Here is a 17,820-nt window from a genome sequence, read left to right as displayed (position 1 = left end):
CATCGTCGCCGCCTCAGTAGGCGAACGCGAGCGTGTCGCCCGGTTCGTTGTCGTCGTCTTGCTTCTTCGGGGGCATCACCGCGTCGACGCCGCCGCGGATGTACTTGCGCATCAGGTACAGCTCCACCACGCCCAGCACGGCGTACACCGTGGTCAGGGCGATGAGGGACGTCCAGACCTCGCCCGTCGACAACCGCGAGACCGCCTGGGCCGTGAACATCCAGACGCCGTCGACGCCCGACGGGTTCGGGGCCACCACGAACGGCTGACGGCCCATCTCCGTGAAGATCCAGCCCGCGCTGTTGCCCAGGAACGGGGTGGCTACGCCGGCCAGGACCAGCCACGGGAACCAGCGTGAGCCGGGGATTCGGTCGCGGCGGGTCAGCCACAGGGCCAGCAGGCCGATGCCCGCCGACACCGCGCCGAAGCCGATCATCATGCGGAAGCCCCAGTACGTCACCGGGAGGTTCGGGACGTAGTCGATCGGCTTTCCCGCGAGCGAACCCAGGTCCGGGTCGTCCGGGTAGTTCGTGCCGTACTTCGCCTGGTACTCCCCGATCAGGTCCTCGACGCCCTTGACCTCGGTCTTGAAGTCGTTGTGCGCCAAGAACGAGAGCAGCGCCGGCACGTTGAACGTCTTGACGTCTTCGCAGTTCGAGCCCGCGACGTCGCCGATCGCGATGATCGAGAAGCTCGCCGGTTGTTCCGTGTGGCACAACGCTTCCGCCGACGCCATCTTCATCGGCTGCTGCTCGAACATCAGCTTGCCCTGTGTGTCGCCGGTGACCGCGAGGACGGCGAACGCGGCGATACCGACCCAGCCGCCCAGGCGCAGCGACGACCGCCACACCTCAGCGTGGTCGCCGCGGCGCCAGAGGTGCCAGCCGGCGATGCCGACCAGGAAGGCCGCCGCCACCGAGAACGCGCCGGCCAGCGTGTGCGGGATCGCGGCCAGCGCCGTGTTGTTCGTCAGCACCGCCCAGATCGAGTTCATCGTCGGCTTGCCGTTCTCGAACGTGACGCCGACCGGGTGCTGCATCCACGAGTTCGCGGCCAGGATGAAGTACGCCGAAGCCATCGTGGCCAGCGAAAACGCCCACGCGCACGCCAGGTGCACCTTCTTCGGCAGCCGGTCCCAGCCGAAGATCCACAGGCCCAGGAACGTCGACTCGACGAAGAACGCGAGGAGCCCTTCCATGGCCAGCGGCGCGCCGAAGACGTCGCCGACGAAGCGGGAGTACGCGCTCCACGTCATCCCGAACTGGAACTCCTGCACGATGCCGGTCACCACGCCCATGGCGAAGTTGACCAGCAGCAGCTTGCCCCAGAACTTCGTCATCTTCAGGTGCCGCAGCTCGCCGGTGCGGACCCAGCGGGTCTGCATCGCCGCGACCAGGATCGACAGCCCGATGGTCAACGGGACCATCAGGAAGTGGTAGACGGTGGTGATGCCGAACTGCCACCGCGCTAGCTCAAGGACCTCCACGTAGCCCAGCGTGCTCCGGGCCCGGCGGCGCGACCAGTTCAACTGGTCCCGATGTGCCCAGGACCAACGTCCTGGGTGACTACATCCGGTCGAGTGCCGCCCGCGCTTCCTCGGCGACGGCCCGCCGCGGGCCGGTGTCGCCGAGGTCGAGCACGTGCTTCAGCGCCAGCGCGTACGCCGTGTCGAACGCCTCGTCCGCGTCGACCGGGATGTCCGGGCGGACGCCGGTGCCTTCCCAGTTGTCGCCGGTCACCGGGTGGAAACCGCGCGCGATCGAGACGGTCACGTCGAGGTGGGTGTCCACTTTGAACTGGTTGCGCGGGTGGGCGCCGCCCCGGGTCGCCGTGCCGACCGTCTTCGCGCGGCCCAGCCGCTGCAGCGAGAAGCTGACGTCCTCGCCGCCGGAGAACGTGTCCGGCCCGGTCAGCACCCACACCGGCTTGCCCGCGCCGAACAACGTGCCCGGCACGTACGGCCAGGTCCACATCTCGCTGGTCTTGCTGCCTTCGCGCTCGTAGATGCTCAGGTAGTGCGTCGGCTCGTCGACGAGGTAGCTGATCAGCATCGCGACCGTGCGCGGGTCGCCGCCGCGGTTGCGGCGGACGTCGAGCAGCAGCGCGTCGGTGCCGGAGAGCAGCGTCATCGCCCCCGCGACCGCGTCCCGCACGATCTCCGCCGGGTAGAACATCGTCGTGTCGAGGTAGCCGACGTTGCCCGCGAGCCGCCTCGCGGCCGCGAGGCCGTAGCCCGAGAGCTGGGCTTCGAGCCGGTACGCCTCCATGTCGAAGGCTTCGCCGTCGCCCTCGGCGTCCGGGACCGGGTCGACGTGGTGGCGCAGCCGCACGTGCTTGTCGCCGTTCACCGACTGCAGATCCACTGTGACGACCGTCGCGAACTCGACGTCGTCGAGGTCCGCGTACGCGCCTTCGTCGAGACGCCGGCGAAGCACCTCCGCCAGCTTCGCCGCGACGTCCGGGAAGACGTAGTGCGCGTCCAGCCGGCGGATGACCTCGTTGACCTGCGCAGTACGCGCTTCCGTCCCCATGACCGCAACCTACCGCAGGCCACAACCGGAAATTCGGCGTGCCGAAGAAAATTGTGCGACCGACCGCGATGACAAATTCATGGGTACCGATTCGGCAATTTCGCAGAAGCCATCAGCTTGCGACCCGCTGAACCGCCCCTTTATCGTTGCAGCGAAAGGGGCGAGAAATACTCATGACTACCGCGATGGTGGCGTTGATCAGCGCGTTCGGCCTGGTCCTCGCCGTGGAGCTGCCGGACAAGACGCTGGTCGCGACCTTGGTGCTGACCACCCGTTTCCGGGGCTGGCCGGTATTCGCCGGGGTGTGCGCCGCGTTCGCCGTGCAATGCGTCATCGCGGTCGCGTTCGGCAGTGTGTTGACGCTGTTGCCGGACGTCGTGCTTTCCCTGGTCGTCGCCACGATGTTCGGTCTCGGCTCTTTCATGCTCCTTCGCGAGGGATTCAGTGACGCGGACGAAGCGGGCGAAGACGCTTCGCGCACGGGCCCCTCGCCGGCGACCTTCTGGCGCTCCGCGCTGACGTCGTTCGGCGTGCTCTTCGCCGCCGAGTGGGGTGACGCCTCGCAGCTCGCGACGGCGAGCCTCGCCGCCCGGATCGGCAACCCGATCGCGGTCGGCGTCGGCTCGTTCGCCGCGCTCGTCGTGGTGGCCGGGCTCGCGGTGTTCATCGGCGGCAAGATCCGCGGCAAGATCCGGCCGAAGCTGATCCAGCGCGTCGCCGGGTTCGCGTTCGCCGGGTTCGCGGCGTTCGCCCTGCTCCAGCTGGCCTTCTGACCTGGACGTACGAGTTCTTCACAGGATCACGCGGTAACCTTTCGGGAACGAAAGGGTGAGGGCAAGGTGAACACCACCTTGCCCTTCTCCATGCCCTTCTCCATGCCTCGACCAGCAGGAGACCGCAGGTGACCGCTCCGAAGCCGCAGACCGCCGTCTCGCCGCTGCACGGCAGGCTCGCGCTGGGCGGCATCGGCCTGGCCGTGGCCATCTCGATCGACCTGCACCTGCGCCTGTCCGGCCAGGTCAGCCCGATCTGGCAGACGCTGTCGGAGTACGTCTACGGCAAGCTCGGCGGCTCGTCGGCCGCGCCGCTGTTCAGCGCGATGTGCCTGGCGCTGGCCCTCGGCTCGGTCGCGCTGCTCACCGGCATCGCCAAGGCGCGCCGCCCGGGCACCACCGCCGTCTGCGCGCTGCTCGGCGTCTGGTCGGCCGGGCTGCTGGTGTGCGGGCTCGTGCCCGTCGACCCGGACGGCGAAGCGCGTTCGCTGTCCGGACAGGTGCACAACATCGCCGCGCTGACGGCGTTCGTCGCGCTGCCCGCGGCCGCGTTCGTGCTGACCCGCAGGGGCCGCGAGCGCTGCCCGTGGGAGCCGCGCCGCACCACGATCCGGCGCCTGGCCACGGCGAGCTTCGCCAGTGTCGGCGTCGTGCTCGGCGGCTTCGTCGTCACGCTGGTCGTCGGCCCGGCGCACCAGGAGGTCACGCTCGGGTTGTTCGAGCGGCTCCTGTTCACCGTCGACGTCGCGCTGCTGCTGAGCATGGTCCGGCCGCTCGTGGCCGCGTCGCGGCGCTAGTTCGACTCCCCCGGCCCGACCAGGATCGGCTCGATGCCGTGCCCGGTCAGCCACCACGACTCGTACGCCGGATCCGGCCAGACGGACAGCTCGGCGCCGTTGTCGAACGTCAGCGCGAGACTGCCGGACCGCAGCCGGACGGCCGTCACCGTGTGGCCGAACAGGTCGAGCACGGGCGCCAGCGCGGCCCCGGTCGCCGGTCTGAGGTCGTGGCAGCGGCCGTCGGCGTCACGCAGCCGGAACGACGTCTCGACGACGAGTTCGGCGTCGACGCGCGGCTCGTCGTCCTCCGGCTCGTCGACGAGTTCGAGACGCACCTGGAAGTCGAACGCGGTCCGGCGGACCGCGCAGCCGACGAGCTCTTCGGGAATCTTCACCGCACCCCCGGCCGGGTCACGGCGGCTCCCCGCTGAGCCGCCTCTGACACCACGAGATCACATCCCGGCGCCGATGCGCCAACTACGCGTCCGTTCGGAGCACCTCGGTCAGCCGGGCGGCGGCCGCGACGACCTGTGGCCCGACCTCGGCGGCCTTGAGGGGTTCGAGGGAGACGACGCCGACGCTCGCCCGCAGCCCGGGCACCCCGCGCACCGGCGCGGCGACGCCGGACGCGCCCGCTTCCAGCTCACCGGCCGACGTCACCCAGCCGTCGCCACCGGGGCGCAGGGTCATCGCCTTGCCGGCCGCGCCCGAGTTGAGCGCGTGCCGGCTGCCGACGCGGTAGGCGACGTGGAAACTCGTCCAGGACGGCTCCACGACGGCCACCGCAAGCGCTTGCGCCCCCTGTTCGACCGACAGGTGCGCGGTCGCGCCGACCTTCTCGGCCAGCTCGCGCAGCACCGGGCCGGCCGCGTCCCGCAGCTGCGGCAGGACCTGCCCGGCCAGCCGGAGCAGGCCGACGCCGAGCCGGACCTTGGTGCCGTCGCGCCAGACCAGCCCGCGCTCGGACAGCGGCACGAGCAGCCGGTAGACGGCCGCGCGGCTGGCCCCGATGGACACGGCCAGCTCGGAGATGGTCGCCGCGTCGCCGCCGGCGTCGGCCACCGCTTGCAGCAGCGCCAAGCCCCGGTCGAGCGTCAGCGACCCCTCCCGGCCGGTCACAGCAAGCCGAGTTCGCCCATGTCGGCGACCGGCTCGTCGAACGAGGCCGCCGCGTACGACGCGAAGAGCTCTCGCACGGCCTTCGCGGCCGGCTCGGGCAGCGCGCGGGCCTCGTCGGCCAGCGCCTGGCCGTCGGTCTCCTCCAGGGCCGCCCGGACGTCCCCGCCGGACAGGCTGCGCGCGGACGCCACGAGCAGGTTGAGGAAGCCGTGGTGGACGAAGCCGGTGCCGGGGTCGGCGTGCCGGACCGCGCGGTGCAGGCTGTTCGTCGCCTTGAACGAGGCACCGGCGGACCCGCTGACGACGGCCAGGAAGTCCGCCACCTCGTCGACGCTCGGGAAGTTCTCACCCGCCTTGCCGCCGCAGCGGATCTTGGGCCAGCTGCCGTGCTCGATCACCTTGCGGACACCCTCGAGCCAGCCGACGCCGCGCCGCGGCTCGACGACCCGGATGACGTCCTCGGGGACGAACTCCGAGACGCGTTCCAGCCACACCTCGTCGACGTCCGACGGTGCCGGCATCTCGACCATCCGCAACGCGAGCAGCTCACTGCGCGACTCGACGATGGAGATCGCCTTCGGCACGCCGCCGAGCCCGGTGTCGATGATCAAGGAAAGCGGCAGCGGCTGCTTCGGCTTGATCTTGATCAACTCGGTGATCAGCTCGGGCAGACGGGACGCCTGGCAGAGAAAAACCCCCAGTACACCCGCGTGTTCGGACTCCCGGCTCGCGAAGTGCGCGCGCAGGGCTTCGGGCATGGCCGCATCGCCCGGCGGGAACAGCGCCGAGTCGTCGACGAGCCTCGCGAACAGGGGAGGGATCCCACGGGGGCCGGGGGGCGTGAGTTCCACAGCGCTTGACACGAATGACACGCTAGTAGCGTACGACATGAGGACAAAATCGTTCGCACAACGGACACGTCAGGAGGGGACATCGATGCCTTACTACCGGCGAGTAGGCGAGATCCCGCACAAGCGGCACACGGCCTTCCGCAAGCCGGACGGCGGGCTCTACGCCGAGGAGCTGATGGGCGTCGAAGGCTTCTCCGCCGACTCCGCGCTGCTCTACCACCGCGGGCTGCCGACGGCGATCGTCGACGCCGTGGCCGTCGAGGAGGATCGCGGGACGCTCACCCCGAACCACCCGCTCAAGCCGCGGGCCTACAAGACCGGCGAGCTCAAGTTCGGTGGTGACGCCGACGCGGTGACCGGCAGGCGGCGGCTGTTCGGCAACGCCGACGTCTCGATCGGGTTCGTCACGGCGACCGCGCCCAGCCCGCTGTACCGCAACGCGGCCGGCGACGAGCTGTTCTACGTCCAGGGCGGCTCCGCGACCGTCGAGACGATCTACGGCAGCCTCGAGATCGGCGACGGCGACTACCTGGTCATCCCGACGTCCTGCACCTACCGCGTCCTCCCCCACGGCGAGGTCGGCCTCTTCACGCTGGAGGCGCGCGGGCACATCGGGCCACCGAAGCGCTACCTGTCCGCGAAGGGCCAGTTCCTGGAGCACTCGCCGTACTGCGAGCGCGACGTCCGCGGGCCCAGCGAGCCGCTGCTGGCCGACGGCGAGGACGTCGAGGTGCTCGTGCGCCACCGCGCCGGGCTGACCCGCTACACGTACGCGACGCACCCCTTCGACGTCGTCGGCTGGGACGGCTGCCTGTACCCGTGGGTGTTCAACATCGACGACTTCGAGCCCATCACCGGCCGCGTGCACCAGCCGCCGCCCGTGCACCAGACGTTCGAGGGCCCGAACTTCGTCGTCTGCTCCTTCTGCCCGCGGAAGGTCGACTACCACCAGGACTCGATCCCGGTGCCGTACAACCACGCGAACGTCGACTCCGACGAGCTGATGTTCTACGTGCGCGGCAACTACGAGGCCCGCAAGGGCTCGGGGATCGGCGTCGGCTCGCTGTCGCTGCACCCGTCCGGTTTCACGCACGGCCCGCAGCCGGGCGCGGCGGAGGCGTCGATCGGCGCGGAGTTCTTCGACGAGACCGCCGTCATGGTCGACACTTTCGCCCCACTGGAACTGGGCGAAGCCGCCGACGCGTCCGAAGACCCCGGTTACGCGTGGACGTGGTCGCGCCGCGGCCCCAAGGGTTAGTCAAGTTTCGGCAACGCGCCCCCGGCGCTCCCCCGCCGACCGGATAATGGACTTTCCGGTCGGCGGAGGGGGCAATTTCGATGATCAATTCCCAGCCAGCGCGAAGAAAGCGGAAAATTCTTCCCTTCATCGCCGCGATTGTGGTTGCCGCGGGGTTGATCATCGGGATCCGGGCCTGGACCAGTAGCTCGGACGACACGGCCGACGCGCCGAAGTGCACCGGCTCGGACGCGATCGCGTTGCACGTCGCGTCGTCGCCGGAAAAGGTCGGCATCGTCCAGGAAGCCGCGAAGGCCTACTCCGGGCGGTCGGTGGCCGGGCATTGTGTCGACGTCGTCGTGCAGTCGAAGTCCTCGGGTGTCGCGATGCAGGCGCTGGCCAACGGCTGGAACGAAGCCACCGACGGCCCGCGCCCCGACGTCTGGACGCCGGCCGCGAGCGGCTGGGTCAACCTCCTGCGCGTCAACGCCAAGGGCGACAGCGCGTCGATCGTGCCGGACGGCGACACGCAGTCGGTCGCGAACTCGCCGCTGACCATCGCGATGCCGAAGCCGATGGCCGAGGCGCTCGGCTGGCCGGGCAAGCCGATCGGCTGGAAGGACCTGGCCGCGCTGGCCACGGACCCGGCGGGCTGGGCGAAGTTCGGGCACCCGGAGTGGGGCAAGTTCCGGCTGGGCAAGACGAACCCGAACATCTCCACGGCCGGCCTGAACGCCACGATCGGCGCGTACTACGCCGCGACCGGGACGTCGTCGGACCTCACCGCCGCCGCGCTCGAGAAGCCCCAGGCGAAGCAGTTCGTCACGAACATCGAGCAGGCGATCGTGCACTACGGCGACAACACGCTGACGTTCCTGACGAACCTGCAGAAGGCCGACGACAAGGGCGCGGCGCTGTCGTACATCTCGGCGGTGACCGTCGAGGAGAGCTCGCTGATCGGCTACAACCAGGGCAACCCGACGAACGACCCGGCCAAGGTCGGCCAGCACGCGCCGCCGAAGGTGCCGATCGTCGCGATCTACCCGTCGGACGGCACGCTCAACTCCGACCACCCGTTCGTCACGCTGAACTGGACCGACCCGGCGCGCAAGCAGATCGCCACGGACTTCCTCGGCTACCTGCGCGGGCCGGAGACGCAGCAGAAGTTCGCCGCGCTGGGGTTCCGCTCCTTCGACGGCAAGCCGGGCCCGCAGGTGACCACGGCCAACGGCGCGCAGCCGGACGCGAAGATCACCTTCCTGCAGCCGCCGTCGCCGTCGGTGCTCTCGAAGCTGCTGACGACGTGGACGGAGCTGCGCAAGAAGGCGAACGTGCTGCTGGTCGTGGACGTTTCCGGCTCGATGGGTGACGAGGTCAAGGGCACCGGCAAGAGCAAGATCGACCTGGCCAAGCAGGCCGCGATCGACGCGCTCGGCCAGTTCGTGCCGCGCGACCAGGTCGGGCTCTGGCAGTTCTCGACGCAGCTCGACGGCGACCGGGACTACCAGGAGCTGCTCCCGGTGCAGGCGCTCGGGAACAGCGGCAAGGAAACGCTGGCGCAGCGGCTGAGCGGGCTGACGCCGCAGGCGGGCACGGGGCTGTACGACTCGTCGCTGGCCGCCTACGAGTACATGAAGGCACACCTCGACCCGGCCGCGATCAACGCCGTGGTCGTGCTCACCGACGGCCGCAACGAGGACTCCGGCGGCGTCGACCTCGACCACCTGCTGCCGCAGCTGCGGCCCGAGGGCAACGCGGAGACGGTCCGGCTGTTCACCATCGCCTACGGCGGCGACGCCGACCAGGACGTGCTCAAGCAGATCGCCGAGTCGACCGAGGGGTCGGAATACGATTCGTCCAAACCGGACTCGATCAACCAGGTCTTCACGTCCGTGATCTCGAACTTCTGATGAGATTCGTCCGCGAGCTGGCCGAACCGTGGGGGCTGCTGCTCGGCGCCACTTCGGCCGGCGTGGCGTGGGCCGTGCAGCTGCCGGTGGTCGCCGCGCTCGGCGTCGGCGTCGCGGTACTGGCCGCCCGGGCCGGCGTCGCGCTCGCAACCCGCGAGAAGGAGCCTCAGCCGCGCGAAGCACGGGTCCTGGACGTCACGCCGGGGTCGGCGGAGGCCAACTGGCTGCAACGCGCCGAGCACGCCGCCGACGGGTTCGCTTCGCTGAGCGCCTCCCTCGGCGCGGGCCCGCTGGCCGACCGCGTGGCGGACATGGAACCGGTGGTCCGCGAGACACTGTCGACGCTGGAACGGTTGGCGGGCCGCGCCTCGGCGACGGGAAAGGCGCTGTCCCGCGTCGACCTCGAGGGCGTCGCGCGGGAAAAGCGCCGGCTGCAAGGGGAGTTGAAGTCGGCCCACGAGGACGTCCGGAGTGACCTGGAGTCGGCGTTGAGCGCGGTCCAGGCCCAGGCGGACGTCCACGCGCGGTTGTCGGGAGCGCGGGACAAGCTGCTGGCGCAGCTGCAGTCGGGCGCGCTGGGCCTGGACAGCCTGGTGGCACGGGTAGCGGAACTGACGGCGGCGACGACGGACTTCGCCGTGGACACGGGCGCGGTCCGCGAGCTGAGCGACCAGCTGGAGGGAATCCGCCAGGGAGTCCTGGAGACGGAACAGGCAACGCGCCGATCACTGGGCTGACCCGGATTTTGCCGCCTGCCCCGCCTAAGAGGGTCCAGACATCCCCCACCACTCCCAGGGGGGCGACCCCGGGACCAGTCTATCGGCGCCGGCTGACCGGAAGGCCGGAAATCGTTCTGGCCCACGGAGTTGTCCACAACCTGCGCCGGGTGTGGACAACTACGGCAGCCGTGTGAAACCGCGGTTGCGGTGCCCGGGACGGTGACGGTCTGCTCGGCCGGCGCGGTCACGATCGAGTCGATGAGCTTGTCGCCCACGCGAGGCGCGTGAACCTTCGCGATCGCGGTGAGTTGCGCCGCCCGGCCTTGGCGATCCCGGTGGGGCCGCCGCAACGGGAGAGGATCTCCGGCACGTCCGGTGGCTGACCCGCGAGCCGATGGCGTGGTCGAGGGCGTAGTGAATGCCGGTGAGCGGGCCGCGGATCCGGTTGGCGATGCGGCGCATCGCCAACCCGGCAGCGGCACCCACGCCACGACGGGACCTGCCTGGTGGTGGCGGCCGTGTTCCCAGTCTATCGGCGCCGACCGACCGGAAGGCCGGAAATCGTTCTGGCCCACGGAGTTGTCCACAACCGACGCCGGGTGTGGACAACTGTGGCAGCCGGGTGAGACCGCCGCCGAGCAGGCCCCGCGTGCTTGACCGGATCACCCGCTGGTGTGAACTTCCGTCCCATGAAGGCAGAGTCGCGAAGTCAGTGGGTCCTGGACGCGAAGGGCGTCGACGACGAGCCCGTGCCGCCGTCGGTGCTGGCCGAGTGGCGGCGTTACCAGCGGAACTCGTGGGCCGCGCGGCGCCGGCACTCCGTGGTCGAGATGTCGAGCCTGGTCGTCACCGCCACGATCCCCGTGCTGGCGGCCTTCGCCATCGACGCGCGGCTCATCGCCGCCGTCGGGTCGCTCGCGGTGCTGATCAACGGCGTCCGGGCGCTGGGCGGCTACAAGGAGAACTGGACCAGCCGGACGCGGGCGCGGTACGCGATCGAGAAGGAGATCGCGCTCTTCGCCGCCCACCACGGCACCTACGCCACCTCCGGTGCGGCCGCCGTCCTGGTGGAGACCGTCGAGGAGATCTGCGCCGGGGAGCGCGACGGCTGGGTCGCGCTCCGGCTGTCGTACGGCAGCTCCCGGGCGGCGAAGACGACCTAGCCGGCCCAGCTCGGCCGCCACGTCGTGGCGGCCCGGGCGCCCGGGCGCAGGTGCGCGCGCAGCCGGGCCAGCGCGGGGTGCGCGTTGTCGGCCCGCCAGATCAGCGAGTGCGGGTAGACCGGCGTCGGGTCTTCGAGCGGGACGCGGCGCAGGTCGAGGCCGGGCGGCCACGACAGCCGGATCTCCGCGCCGACCAGGGTGGCGACGTCGGGGGCGTCGGCGATGGTTTCGAGGAGGACCTCGGTGCCGAAGTTCGGGCCGAGCGCGTCGATCGAGAGGCCGAACGCGGTGGCCAGCTCGGCGTAGTAGGCGGTCCATTCGGCGCCGGGCACCAGGCCGGGCATCCAGATCCGGTGCCCGGCCAGCTGGTCGAGCCGCAGGACGGTGGCGTCCGCCAGCGGGTGCGCGGGGCCGGTGAGCAGCTGGAGCGGCTCGTCGAGGACCAGGGTCGCCTCGACGCCGTCGGGCAGCTCCCGGACGGCCACCGCGCGGAACGACGCGTCGATCGAACCGTCCCGGACCGCCGCGACCGCCGCGTCGGCGTCGGACAACGTCGCGACTTCGAGGGCGACGTCCGGGTGCGCGCGGTGGAAGCCGCGCAGCAGCGTCGCCGTCCCCAGCCGCCGGCCGATGACGTCGACGCGCAGCGCGCGGCGGCCGGACCGCACGGAAGCCACCGCCCGCGCCTCGGCGAGCAGCAGCTCGCGGGCGTGCGGCAGGAACGCCTCGCCGTCGCCGGTCAGCCGGGCGCCGCGCGCGGTGCGCGTGAACAGCCGCACACCAAGGGTTTTCTCCAGCGCGGCGATGCGTTTGGAGACGGCCTGCTGGGTGACCGCGAGGTCGGTCGCGGCGTCCTGGAAGCGGCCCGCGTCCGCGGCGGCGACGAACGTGCGCACGGCATCGAGGTCCACGACAGCCGACTCTAGAACCACAACGCGCCGTTGTGGCTCGCCGCCACGGCGGTTGTTTGCCCCGCGGACGTCTTCTTCGCTTTGCTCTCCGGGTGATGCGCAGGCGGTCGCTGGGACCGCGGTTCAGATGGCTGTGGACGGCTTACGCCGTCAGCACGCTCGGCACGTGGCTCGGGTTCGGCGCCTTTCCCCTGCTGGCGATCCTCGTGCTCCACAGCGGGCCGACGGCGGTTTCGGTGCTGGCCGCCGTCGGGCCCGCGGTGGGGGCGCTCGTGGCGGTGCCGCTGGGGCCGTGGATCGAGTTCCGGCCGAAGCGGCCGGTCATGGTGCTGATGGACGTGGTCCGGTTCGCGGCCCTGATGACCGTGCCGGTGGCCTACGCGCTCGGCTGGCTCGGTTTCACGCAGCTGCTTCTCGTGTCGGTCATCGTCGCCTCCGCCGACATCGCCTTCACCGCGGCGAGCGGCGCTTTCCTGAAGGCGCTGGTGCCGCCGGAAGACCTGCTCGTCGCGAACGGGCGGTTCGAGTCGACGACCTGGACGGCCACCGCGCTCGGCCCGCCACTCGGCGGCGCCGCGTTCGGGCTGCTCGGGCCGGTGACGACGGTGGTCGCCAACGCCGTCAGCTTCCTGCTTTCGGCGCTGGGGATCCGGGCGATCGGCGGGACGGAACCGCCACCCGCGCGCACGGCTTCGCGGCTGCGGGCGAGCGATCTGGCCGCGGGGTGGCGCTTCCTGCTGACGCACCCGGGCCTGCGGCCGCTGCTCCTCAACACGTTGCTGTTCAACGGCCTGATCATGGGGACCGAGCCGCTGCTGGCCGTGCTCATGCTCGGGCAGCTCGGGTTCACGCCGTGGCAGTACGGGCTCGCGTTCGCGGTGCCGTGCCTCGGCGGGCTCGTCGGCTCGCGGCTGACCCCGCGGCTCGTCGCGCGGTTCGGCCGGCACAAGGTGCTGTGGACGTCCGGGGTACTGCGCGCGTTCTGGCTGCTCGGGCTGGCTTTCCTGCCCGCGGGCCCCGGCGGGCTCGCCTTCGTGATGGCCATCGAGTTCGGCCTGATCTTCTTCTGCAGCGTCTACAACCCGGTCCTGGCCACCTACCGGCTCGACCAGATCCCCGCCGACCGCGTCGCGCGGGCGCTGTCGGCGTGGTCGGTCAGCACCCGGGCGAGCATCGCGGCGATGACCGCGCTCTGGGGTGTGCTCGCCGGCGTCATGGGCCCGCGCGTCGCGATCGGCGTCGCCGGCGTGCTGATCCTGGCGACGCCGTTCCTGCTGCCCCGCCGCGACCGCACGCCCGCTCAGCCGAGCCGGACCGTCCCCAGCACCGGGTAGCCGGGGACGCCGGTGGCGGCCCGGCCCGGGCGCGGGACGCCGGCGATCCACAGCCGGCCGGTCGTCGCGACGTTCGCGGCCATCGACGCGTCGACGTCGCGCAGCCGGAACGGGACGACCCGGCCGTCGGCGAGCATCGTCAGGCCGCTCACCCGGGCGGAGCCGTGCGCGCTCATCCGCACCGGGCCGTCCAGCACCGCGCGCAGCTCGGTCCAGTGCTCCGCCGGCTGCGGCCGGAGGTAGCCGACCGAGCGCGTCAGCACGGCGATCGCGCCCGCCAGCGCGACCACCGCGAACCCGGTGGCCGTCGAGACGGCGAACCCGGTCAGCCGGTCGTCCGCCGGGAAGTCGAGCCGCACCCAGGTCGCGAACCCGGCCAGGGCCAGCAGGAACGCGGCGGCTTCCCACAGCTCGCGGGCGAGCCGGCGCCGGTGCGCGGCGAGCACAGGGTCGAGCCGCGGCGAGCCGGACCACGCCGTGGGCGCGACGGCGACCGCGCCCGCGGGCGGCGCGTCGTGGATCCGGGCGCGGCGAACGCGCACGACGCCGGGGAAGCCCACGAACACCTTCGGGCCCGAGCCCAGCAGCCACACCCGCCGGTGCCCGGCCAGCAGCAGCCGGTACGCCTCGGTGAGCCGGATCCGCAGCCAGCGGCCGTCCGGCAGCCGGACGCCGACCGTCCGGCCGACGGCGACCAGGCCGTCCGCGGTGATGTCGACCGGCCGGAACGGCACGCGCTTCAGCCGCGTCTCGGGCACCCAGGCGCGGCCGCGGTAGATCCAGAACAGCTCGAAGACGCCGAAGAGCGCGACGATGGACACGGGCAGCGCGATGCCTGTCCCGGTGAAGAACTGGGTGACGCCGAGGAACACGAACGGCAGGCCGACCAGCCGCTGGTTCGCGGTGCTCCGGCCGATCCGGTCGAGGTACTCGCCGAAGATCGGCACCGCACCGGACGGCATGGCGGGGTCGAACTCGAACGCGCGCACGCGTTCGGGAACCGGGACGATCTGCACGCTGGGCCCCCACCGTGTCGGCACTGGTCACCGACCCTTTCGGTAAAGCGGTCATCGGCGTTACCGGATGCTCCGTTCAGCGGAGCGGCTCGTGACCGCCGCCGCGAACGAGCGACTACCCAGACCGGCGGATTCAGGTTAGGCTCACCTAAGTAGGAGGTGAGCCGTGACCGAAGCACCGACATCCATCCGCCGCCCGCCGGCCCCGAACCCCGCCGAGCGCGCGAAGACGATCGCGACTCGCAACGGCCCGGCGTCGCTGATGCCCACCTGCGAACGCGCCGGGCTGGAGTCCGAGCGCGTCGTCCCGGTCCTGCACCACGTGCACCACAGCGGCAGCGTGAGCGTGCTGCTGCCCGACGAGCACCCGATGGTCCGCGCGAGCAAGGAAACCCAGCGTGGCGAGCTGGCCGTGATGGTCGAGCTCGCCGACCAGGCGCCGGTCGAGCTGCGCGAGCCGATCCGCGGCCTGCTCTGGATCACCGGCTGGCTGCGGCCGCTGTCGCCGGTCTCGGCCCGCGCGCGGGCGGTGGCGATCGCCGAAAGCCGGCCGGACGAGCGGCTCCTCGACGTCGGCCACGGCCTGACGCTGCTGCGGCTCACTCCCGCGTCACTCGTGCTCGCCGACGCCGAAGGCACGCACTCGCTGCGGCCGCACATGTTCAGCGCCGCGCCGCCGGACCCGTTCCACGACTACGAGGCCCAGTGGCTGCGGCACCTGGAAAGCGACCACTCCGACGTCGTCGAGCAGCTGGCCAAGCACCTGCCCGCGGACCTGCGCGGCGGCCGGATCCGCCCGCTCGGGCTGGACCGGTTCGGCCTGCGGCTGCGCGTCGAGTCCGACGCCGGCGACCACGACGTGCGGCTGGCGTTCTCGAAGTCCGTGGACAGCCCGCCGCAGCTCGCGGTGGAGCTGCGACGGCTCGTCGGCTGCCCGTTCCTGCGGGGCGCGTCAGGCTAGTTCGGCGGGGAAGCCGCCCTTCGCGAGCGGGCCCCAGCTCTCGATCGTCACGCGGATGATGCTCTTGCCCTGCTTGACCATGGCTTCGCGGTATTCGTCCCAGTCCGGGTGTTCGCCCGAAATGCTGCGGAAGTAGTCGACGAGCGGCTCGACCGAGTCCGGGATGTCCAGCACCTCGGCGGTGCCGTTGAGCTGAACCCACCGGTCGTTCCACTCGTCGGACAGGATGCAGGCCGACACCTGCGGGTTCCGCTTGATGTTCACGATCTTCGCGCGCTTCGGGTAGGTCGAGATGACTAGCCGGCCCTCGGCGTCGACGCCGCAGGTGACGGGCGAGAGCTGCGCGCCGCCGTCGGCCTTCGTCGTCAGCAGGATCGCGCGGTGGCGAGTGGACAGGAACTCGACCAGCTCGGCGCGGTCGACGGTCTCGTTGGTGGCGATAGTCCTGGGCATACGTCGAAGGTAGCGTGCGCGCATGACCTTCACCGCGCGATCGTGGCTGGCCCCGGCCCGCCCGGACTTCCCGGACGCGATCGAGGACCCGCGCGAGCGCAAGGCGATCAAGATCGAGCTGCTGATCGTCTTCGGGATCACGCTGGGCCTGTCCGGGGTGCGCAGCCTGCTGTCCCTTGTGGACTCCCTGCTGCAGCCCGCACCGCTGGCGCAGCAGCAGGTGCAGCTCAACGTGCCGCAGGCCGCGGCGAGCCTGATCGACCTGCTCAAGCAGCTGCTCTCGGCCGCGCAGCTGGTCGGCTGGGGCGCGCTCGGGCTGTACCTGCTGTGGCGCGCGGGCGTGAAGATCACCCAGGTGGGGCTGGACCGCCGCTCCCCCGGCCGCGACGCGCTGCTGACCGTCGCGCTCGCCGCCGTCATCGGGATTCCCGGGCTGGCGCTGTACTTCATCTCCTACCACCTCGGCTTCAGCCTGGCGGTGCAACCGTCCACTTTGAACGACACGTGGTGGCGGCCGATCTCGCTGACGCTCTCGGCGTTCGGCAACGCCTTCGCCGAGGAAGTGCTGGTGATCGGGTACCTGCTGACCCGGCTGCGCCAGCTCGGCGTCCGCGAGAACAACGCGCTGTTCGGCGCGGCCGTGCTGCGCGGGTCGTACCACCTCTACCAAGGCTTCGGCGGGTTCGTCGGCAACCTGATCATGGGCCTGGTGTTCGGGCGGCTCTGGCAGAAGACCAACCGCCTGTGGCCGCTCGTCGCCGCGCACACGCTGTTCGACTTCGTGTCCTTCGTCGGGTATGCCCTGCTGAAGGGTCACGTTTCCTGGTTGCCTTGACTAAGCTCGGGTGGTGATCGACGAAACGACACCTCCCCGGGTGGACAGCGAAGTCGGACCTCTGCGCGCGGTGCTGCTGCACCGGCCCGGCAACGAGCTCAAAAGGCTGACGCCCCGCAACAACGACCAGCTCCTGTTCGACTCGATCCCCTGGGTCGACCGGGCCCAGGCGGAGCACGACGCGTTCGCCGAAGTGCTGCGCGGCCGCGACGTCGAAGTCCTGCTGCTGGCCGACGCGCTCCGCACGGCCCTCGAGGACACCCGCGCGCACGCGTCGGGCGTCCACGCGGCGGTCGACGACCGGCGTCTCGGCGGCGACCTGGCCGACTCACTGCGGTCGCACCTTTCGGGCGTCGACGCGGCCGGCCTCGCCGAGGTGCTGATGGCCGGGATGACGTTCGAGGAGCTGCCGTCGGCCGAAGGCGCGTCGCTGGTGCGGATGATGAACCACCCGCACGACTTCGCCGTCGACCCGCTGCCGAACCTGCTGTTCACGCGCGACTCGTCGGCGTGGATCGGCGACCGGGTGGCGATCTCGTCGCTGACCATGCCCGCACGGCGTCGCGAAACGGCCGTGCTGGACCTGATCTACGCCTACCACCCGTACTTCCGGCACGCCGCCCGCGCGTACGGCGCGCATTCGGCGCCCATCGAGGGCGGCGACGTCATGCTGCTGGCGCCGGGCGTGCTCGCCATCGGCGTCGGCGAGCGCACGACCGCGGCCGGCGCCGAGTCGCTGGCCCGCTCGGTGTTCGCCGACGGCATCGCGCACACCGTGCTGGCGGTGCCGATCGAGCAGTCCCGCGCGACCATGCACCTGGACACGGTCTGCACGATGGTCGACGCCGACGCGGTGGTGATGTACCCGCTGGCCCGCGACTCACTGATGGCGTTCACCATCCGCCCGACCGGCGACGGCGGCGTCAAGGTGGCCGGCCCGACGCCCTTCCTGGCCGCCGCGGCCGAGGCGATGGAGATCGACCGGCTGCGCGTCATCGACACCGGCCTCGACCCGGTCACGGCCGAGCGCGAGCAGTGGGACGACGGCAACAACACGCTGGCCCTGGCGCCGGGCGTGGTCGTCGGCTACGAACGGAACGTCGAGACGAACGAGCGTCTCGAGGCGGCCGGCATCGAGGTACTGCCGATCGCCGGGTCCGAGCTGGGCTCCGGCCGGGGTGGCCCGCGCTGCATGTCCTGCCCGGTGCGCCGCGACCCTCTGTGAATG

Annotated in this window: 18 protein-coding genes and 1 pseudogene; 10 read left to right on the top strand and 9 right to left on the bottom strand. The window is 71.2% G+C overall.

Annotated features, from left to right (window positions below; translation table 11 throughout):
- Positions 1-13: 13 nt before the first annotated feature.
- Together OG439_RS39255 and OG439_RS39250 are read right to left on the bottom strand one after the other, a co-directional pair.
- Complete coding sequence (locus OG439_RS39255; protein WP_326945559.1) at positions 14-1,486, bottom strand: cytochrome ubiquinol oxidase subunit I; 1,473 nt, start codon at positions 1,484-1,486, stop codon at positions 14-16.
- 79 nt (positions 1,487-1,565) lie between these two features.
- Positions 1,566-2,531 (bottom strand): S41 family peptidase, encoded by a 966-nt coding sequence (locus OG439_RS39250; RefSeq protein WP_326945558.1) that lies wholly within the window; start codon positions 2,529-2,531, stop codon positions 1,566-1,568.
- A gap of 185 nt (positions 2,532-2,716) precedes the next feature.
- On the opposite strand from OG439_RS39250, the gene OG439_RS39245 reads away from it, so the two are divergent.
- A complete protein-coding gene (locus OG439_RS39245) occupies positions 2,717-3,304 on the top strand; it encodes a TMEM165/GDT1 family protein (protein ID WP_247063852.1) in 588 nt (195 codons plus the stop codon).
- Positions 3,305-3,432: 128 nt separating this feature from the next.
- Positions 3,433-4,101, top strand: a complete 669-nt coding sequence (locus OG439_RS39240; RefSeq protein WP_326945557.1) for a DUF998 domain-containing protein — start codon at positions 3,433-3,435, stop codon at positions 4,099-4,101.
- Here the strand turns inward: OG439_RS39240 and OG439_RS39235 are convergent.
- The 3 genes from OG439_RS39235 to OG439_RS39225 form a co-directional block, all read right to left on the bottom strand.
- The gene (locus tag OG439_RS39235) at positions 4,098-4,478 is read right to left on the bottom strand and encodes a DUF6188 family protein (RefSeq protein ID WP_247059846.1); all 381 of its coding nucleotides are present in this window, start codon (positions 4,476-4,478) and stop codon (positions 4,098-4,100) included. The genes OG439_RS39240 and OG439_RS39235 overlap by 4 nt on opposite strands.
- A gap of 82 nt (positions 4,479-4,560) precedes the next feature.
- A complete protein-coding gene (locus tag OG439_RS39230; RefSeq protein ID WP_247059844.1) occupies positions 4,561-5,202 on the bottom strand; it encodes an IclR family transcriptional regulator in 642 nt (213 codons plus the stop codon).
- Entirely contained in the window at positions 5,199-6,053 is an 855-nt protein-coding gene (locus OG439_RS39225) for a hypothetical protein (protein ID WP_305879381.1), read from the bottom strand. Before OG439_RS39225 ends, OG439_RS39230 begins: the two co-directional genes overlap by 4 nt.
- Positions 6,054-6,138: 85 nt before the next feature.
- On the opposite strand from OG439_RS39225, the gene OG439_RS39220 reads away from it, so the two are divergent.
- The 3 genes from OG439_RS39220 to OG439_RS39210 all read left to right on the top strand — a co-directional run bounded on the left by OG439_RS39220 (position 6,139) and on the right by OG439_RS39210 (position 9,937).
- Positions 6,139-7,311 (top strand): homogentisate 1,2-dioxygenase, encoded by a 1,173-nt coding sequence (locus OG439_RS39220; protein ID WP_326945556.1) that lies wholly within the window; start codon positions 6,139-6,141, stop codon positions 7,309-7,311.
- Between the two features lie 80 nt (positions 7,312-7,391).
- Positions 7,392-9,200 carry a substrate-binding and VWA domain-containing protein gene (locus OG439_RS39215; protein WP_326945555.1) on the top strand — a complete coding sequence of 603 codons (1,809 nt, stop codon included), beginning with the start codon at positions 7,392-7,394 and terminating at the stop codon, positions 9,198-9,200.
- Complete coding sequence (locus tag OG439_RS39210; RefSeq protein ID WP_326945554.1) at positions 9,200-9,937, top strand: hypothetical protein; 738 nt, start codon at positions 9,200-9,202, stop codon at positions 9,935-9,937. The genes OG439_RS39215 and OG439_RS39210 overlap by 1 nt, the downstream gene beginning before the upstream one ends.
- A gap of 179 nt (positions 9,938-10,116) precedes the next feature.
- Here OG439_RS39210 and OG439_RS39205 read toward each other — a convergent pair.
- A pseudogene (locus OG439_RS39205) lies at positions 10,117-10,375 on the bottom strand (IS110 family transposase); the annotation flags it as partial.
- 233 nt (positions 10,376-10,608) lie between these two features.
- Between OG439_RS39205 and OG439_RS39200 the strand changes: the two are divergent.
- On the top strand, positions 10,609-11,082 hold the full coding sequence (locus OG439_RS39200; protein WP_247059836.1) for a DUF4231 domain-containing protein: 474 nt from the start codon (positions 10,609-10,611) through the stop codon (positions 11,080-11,082).
- Here OG439_RS39200 and OG439_RS39195 read toward each other — a convergent pair.
- Complete coding sequence (locus OG439_RS39195; protein ID WP_326945553.1) at positions 11,079-11,993, bottom strand: LysR family transcriptional regulator; 915 nt, start codon at positions 11,991-11,993, stop codon at positions 11,079-11,081. The two genes, OG439_RS39200 and OG439_RS39195, sit on opposite strands and share 4 nt — an antisense overlap.
- A 92-nt stretch (positions 11,994-12,085) precedes the next feature.
- Between OG439_RS39195 and OG439_RS39190 the strand changes: the two genes are divergently transcribed.
- Positions 12,086-13,327, top strand: coding sequence for an MFS transporter (locus tag OG439_RS39190; protein WP_326945552.1), 1,242 nt, complete (start codon positions 12,086-12,088; stop codon positions 13,325-13,327).
- Here OG439_RS39190 and OG439_RS39185 read toward each other — a convergent pair.
- On the bottom strand, positions 13,294-14,343 hold the full coding sequence (locus OG439_RS39185; protein WP_326945551.1) for a hypothetical protein: 1,050 nt from the start codon (positions 14,341-14,343) through the stop codon (positions 13,294-13,296). The two genes, OG439_RS39190 and OG439_RS39185, sit on opposite strands and share 34 nt — an antisense overlap.
- 166 nt (positions 14,344-14,509) lie before the next feature.
- Between OG439_RS39185 and OG439_RS39180 the strand changes: the two genes are divergently transcribed.
- Positions 14,510-15,304 (top strand): DUF2470 domain-containing protein, encoded by a 795-nt coding sequence (locus tag OG439_RS39180; protein WP_326945550.1) that lies wholly within the window; start codon positions 14,510-14,512, stop codon positions 15,302-15,304.
- On the opposite strand, the gene OG439_RS39175 is transcribed toward OG439_RS39180, so the two are convergent.
- A complete protein-coding gene (locus tag OG439_RS39175) occupies positions 15,296-15,757 on the bottom strand; it encodes a PPOX class F420-dependent oxidoreductase (protein WP_326945549.1) in 462 nt (153 codons plus the stop codon). The two genes, OG439_RS39180 and OG439_RS39175, sit on opposite strands and share 9 nt — an antisense overlap.
- Positions 15,758-15,779: 22 nt before the next feature.
- Between OG439_RS39175 and OG439_RS39170 the strand changes: the two genes are divergently transcribed.
- A complete protein-coding gene (locus OG439_RS39170) occupies positions 15,780-16,592 on the top strand; it encodes a CPBP family intramembrane glutamic endopeptidase (protein ID WP_326945548.1) in 813 nt (270 codons plus the stop codon).
- 40 nt (positions 16,593-16,632) lie between these two features.
- Positions 16,633-17,817: an arginine deiminase gene (locus OG439_RS39165; RefSeq protein ID WP_247063848.1), complete on the top strand. Its 1,185-nt coding sequence runs from the start codon at positions 16,633-16,635 to the stop codon at positions 17,815-17,817.
- Positions 17,818-17,820: the final 3 nt, after the last annotated feature.

Origin of the sequence: Amycolatopsis sp. NBC_01307, from assembly GCF_035975215.1 — a bacterium.
Taxonomy (GTDB): domain Bacteria; phylum Actinomycetota; class Actinomycetes; order Mycobacteriales; family Pseudonocardiaceae; genus Amycolatopsis.
Note: the sequence above shows the minus strand (reverse complement) of the source record. Positions and strands in the feature narration are given on the sequence as shown.

Bases quoted from the DNA above. Each gene is read 5' to 3' on its own strand.
- OG439_RS39250 (WP_326945558.1), bottom strand. From the start codon at position 2,531: ATGGGGACGGAAGCGCGTACTGCGCAGGTCAACGAGGTCATCCGCCGG.
- OG439_RS39245 (WP_247063852.1), top strand. From the start codon at position 2,717: ATGGTGGCGTTGATCAGCGCGTTCGGCCTGGTCCTCGCCGTGGAGCTG.
- OG439_RS39220 (WP_326945556.1), top strand. From the start codon at position 6,139: ATGCCTTACTACCGGCGAGTAGGCGAGATCCCGCACAAGCGGCACACG.
- OG439_RS39215 (WP_326945555.1), top strand. From the start codon at position 7,392: ATGATCAATTCCCAGCCAGCGCGAAGAAAGCGGAAAATTCTTCCCTTC.
- OG439_RS39210 (WP_326945554.1), top strand. From the start codon at position 9,200: ATGAGATTCGTCCGCGAGCTGGCCGAACCGTGGGGGCTGCTGCTCGGC.
- OG439_RS39200 (WP_247059836.1), top strand. From the start codon at position 10,609: ATGAAGGCAGAGTCGCGAAGTCAGTGGGTCCTGGACGCGAAGGGCGTC.
- OG439_RS39175 (WP_326945549.1), bottom strand. From the start codon at position 15,757: ATGCCCAGGACTATCGCCACCAACGAGACCGTCGACCGCGCCGAGCTG.
- OG439_RS39170 (WP_326945548.1), top strand. From the start codon at position 15,780: ATGACCTTCACCGCGCGATCGTGGCTGGCCCCGGCCCGCCCGGACTTC.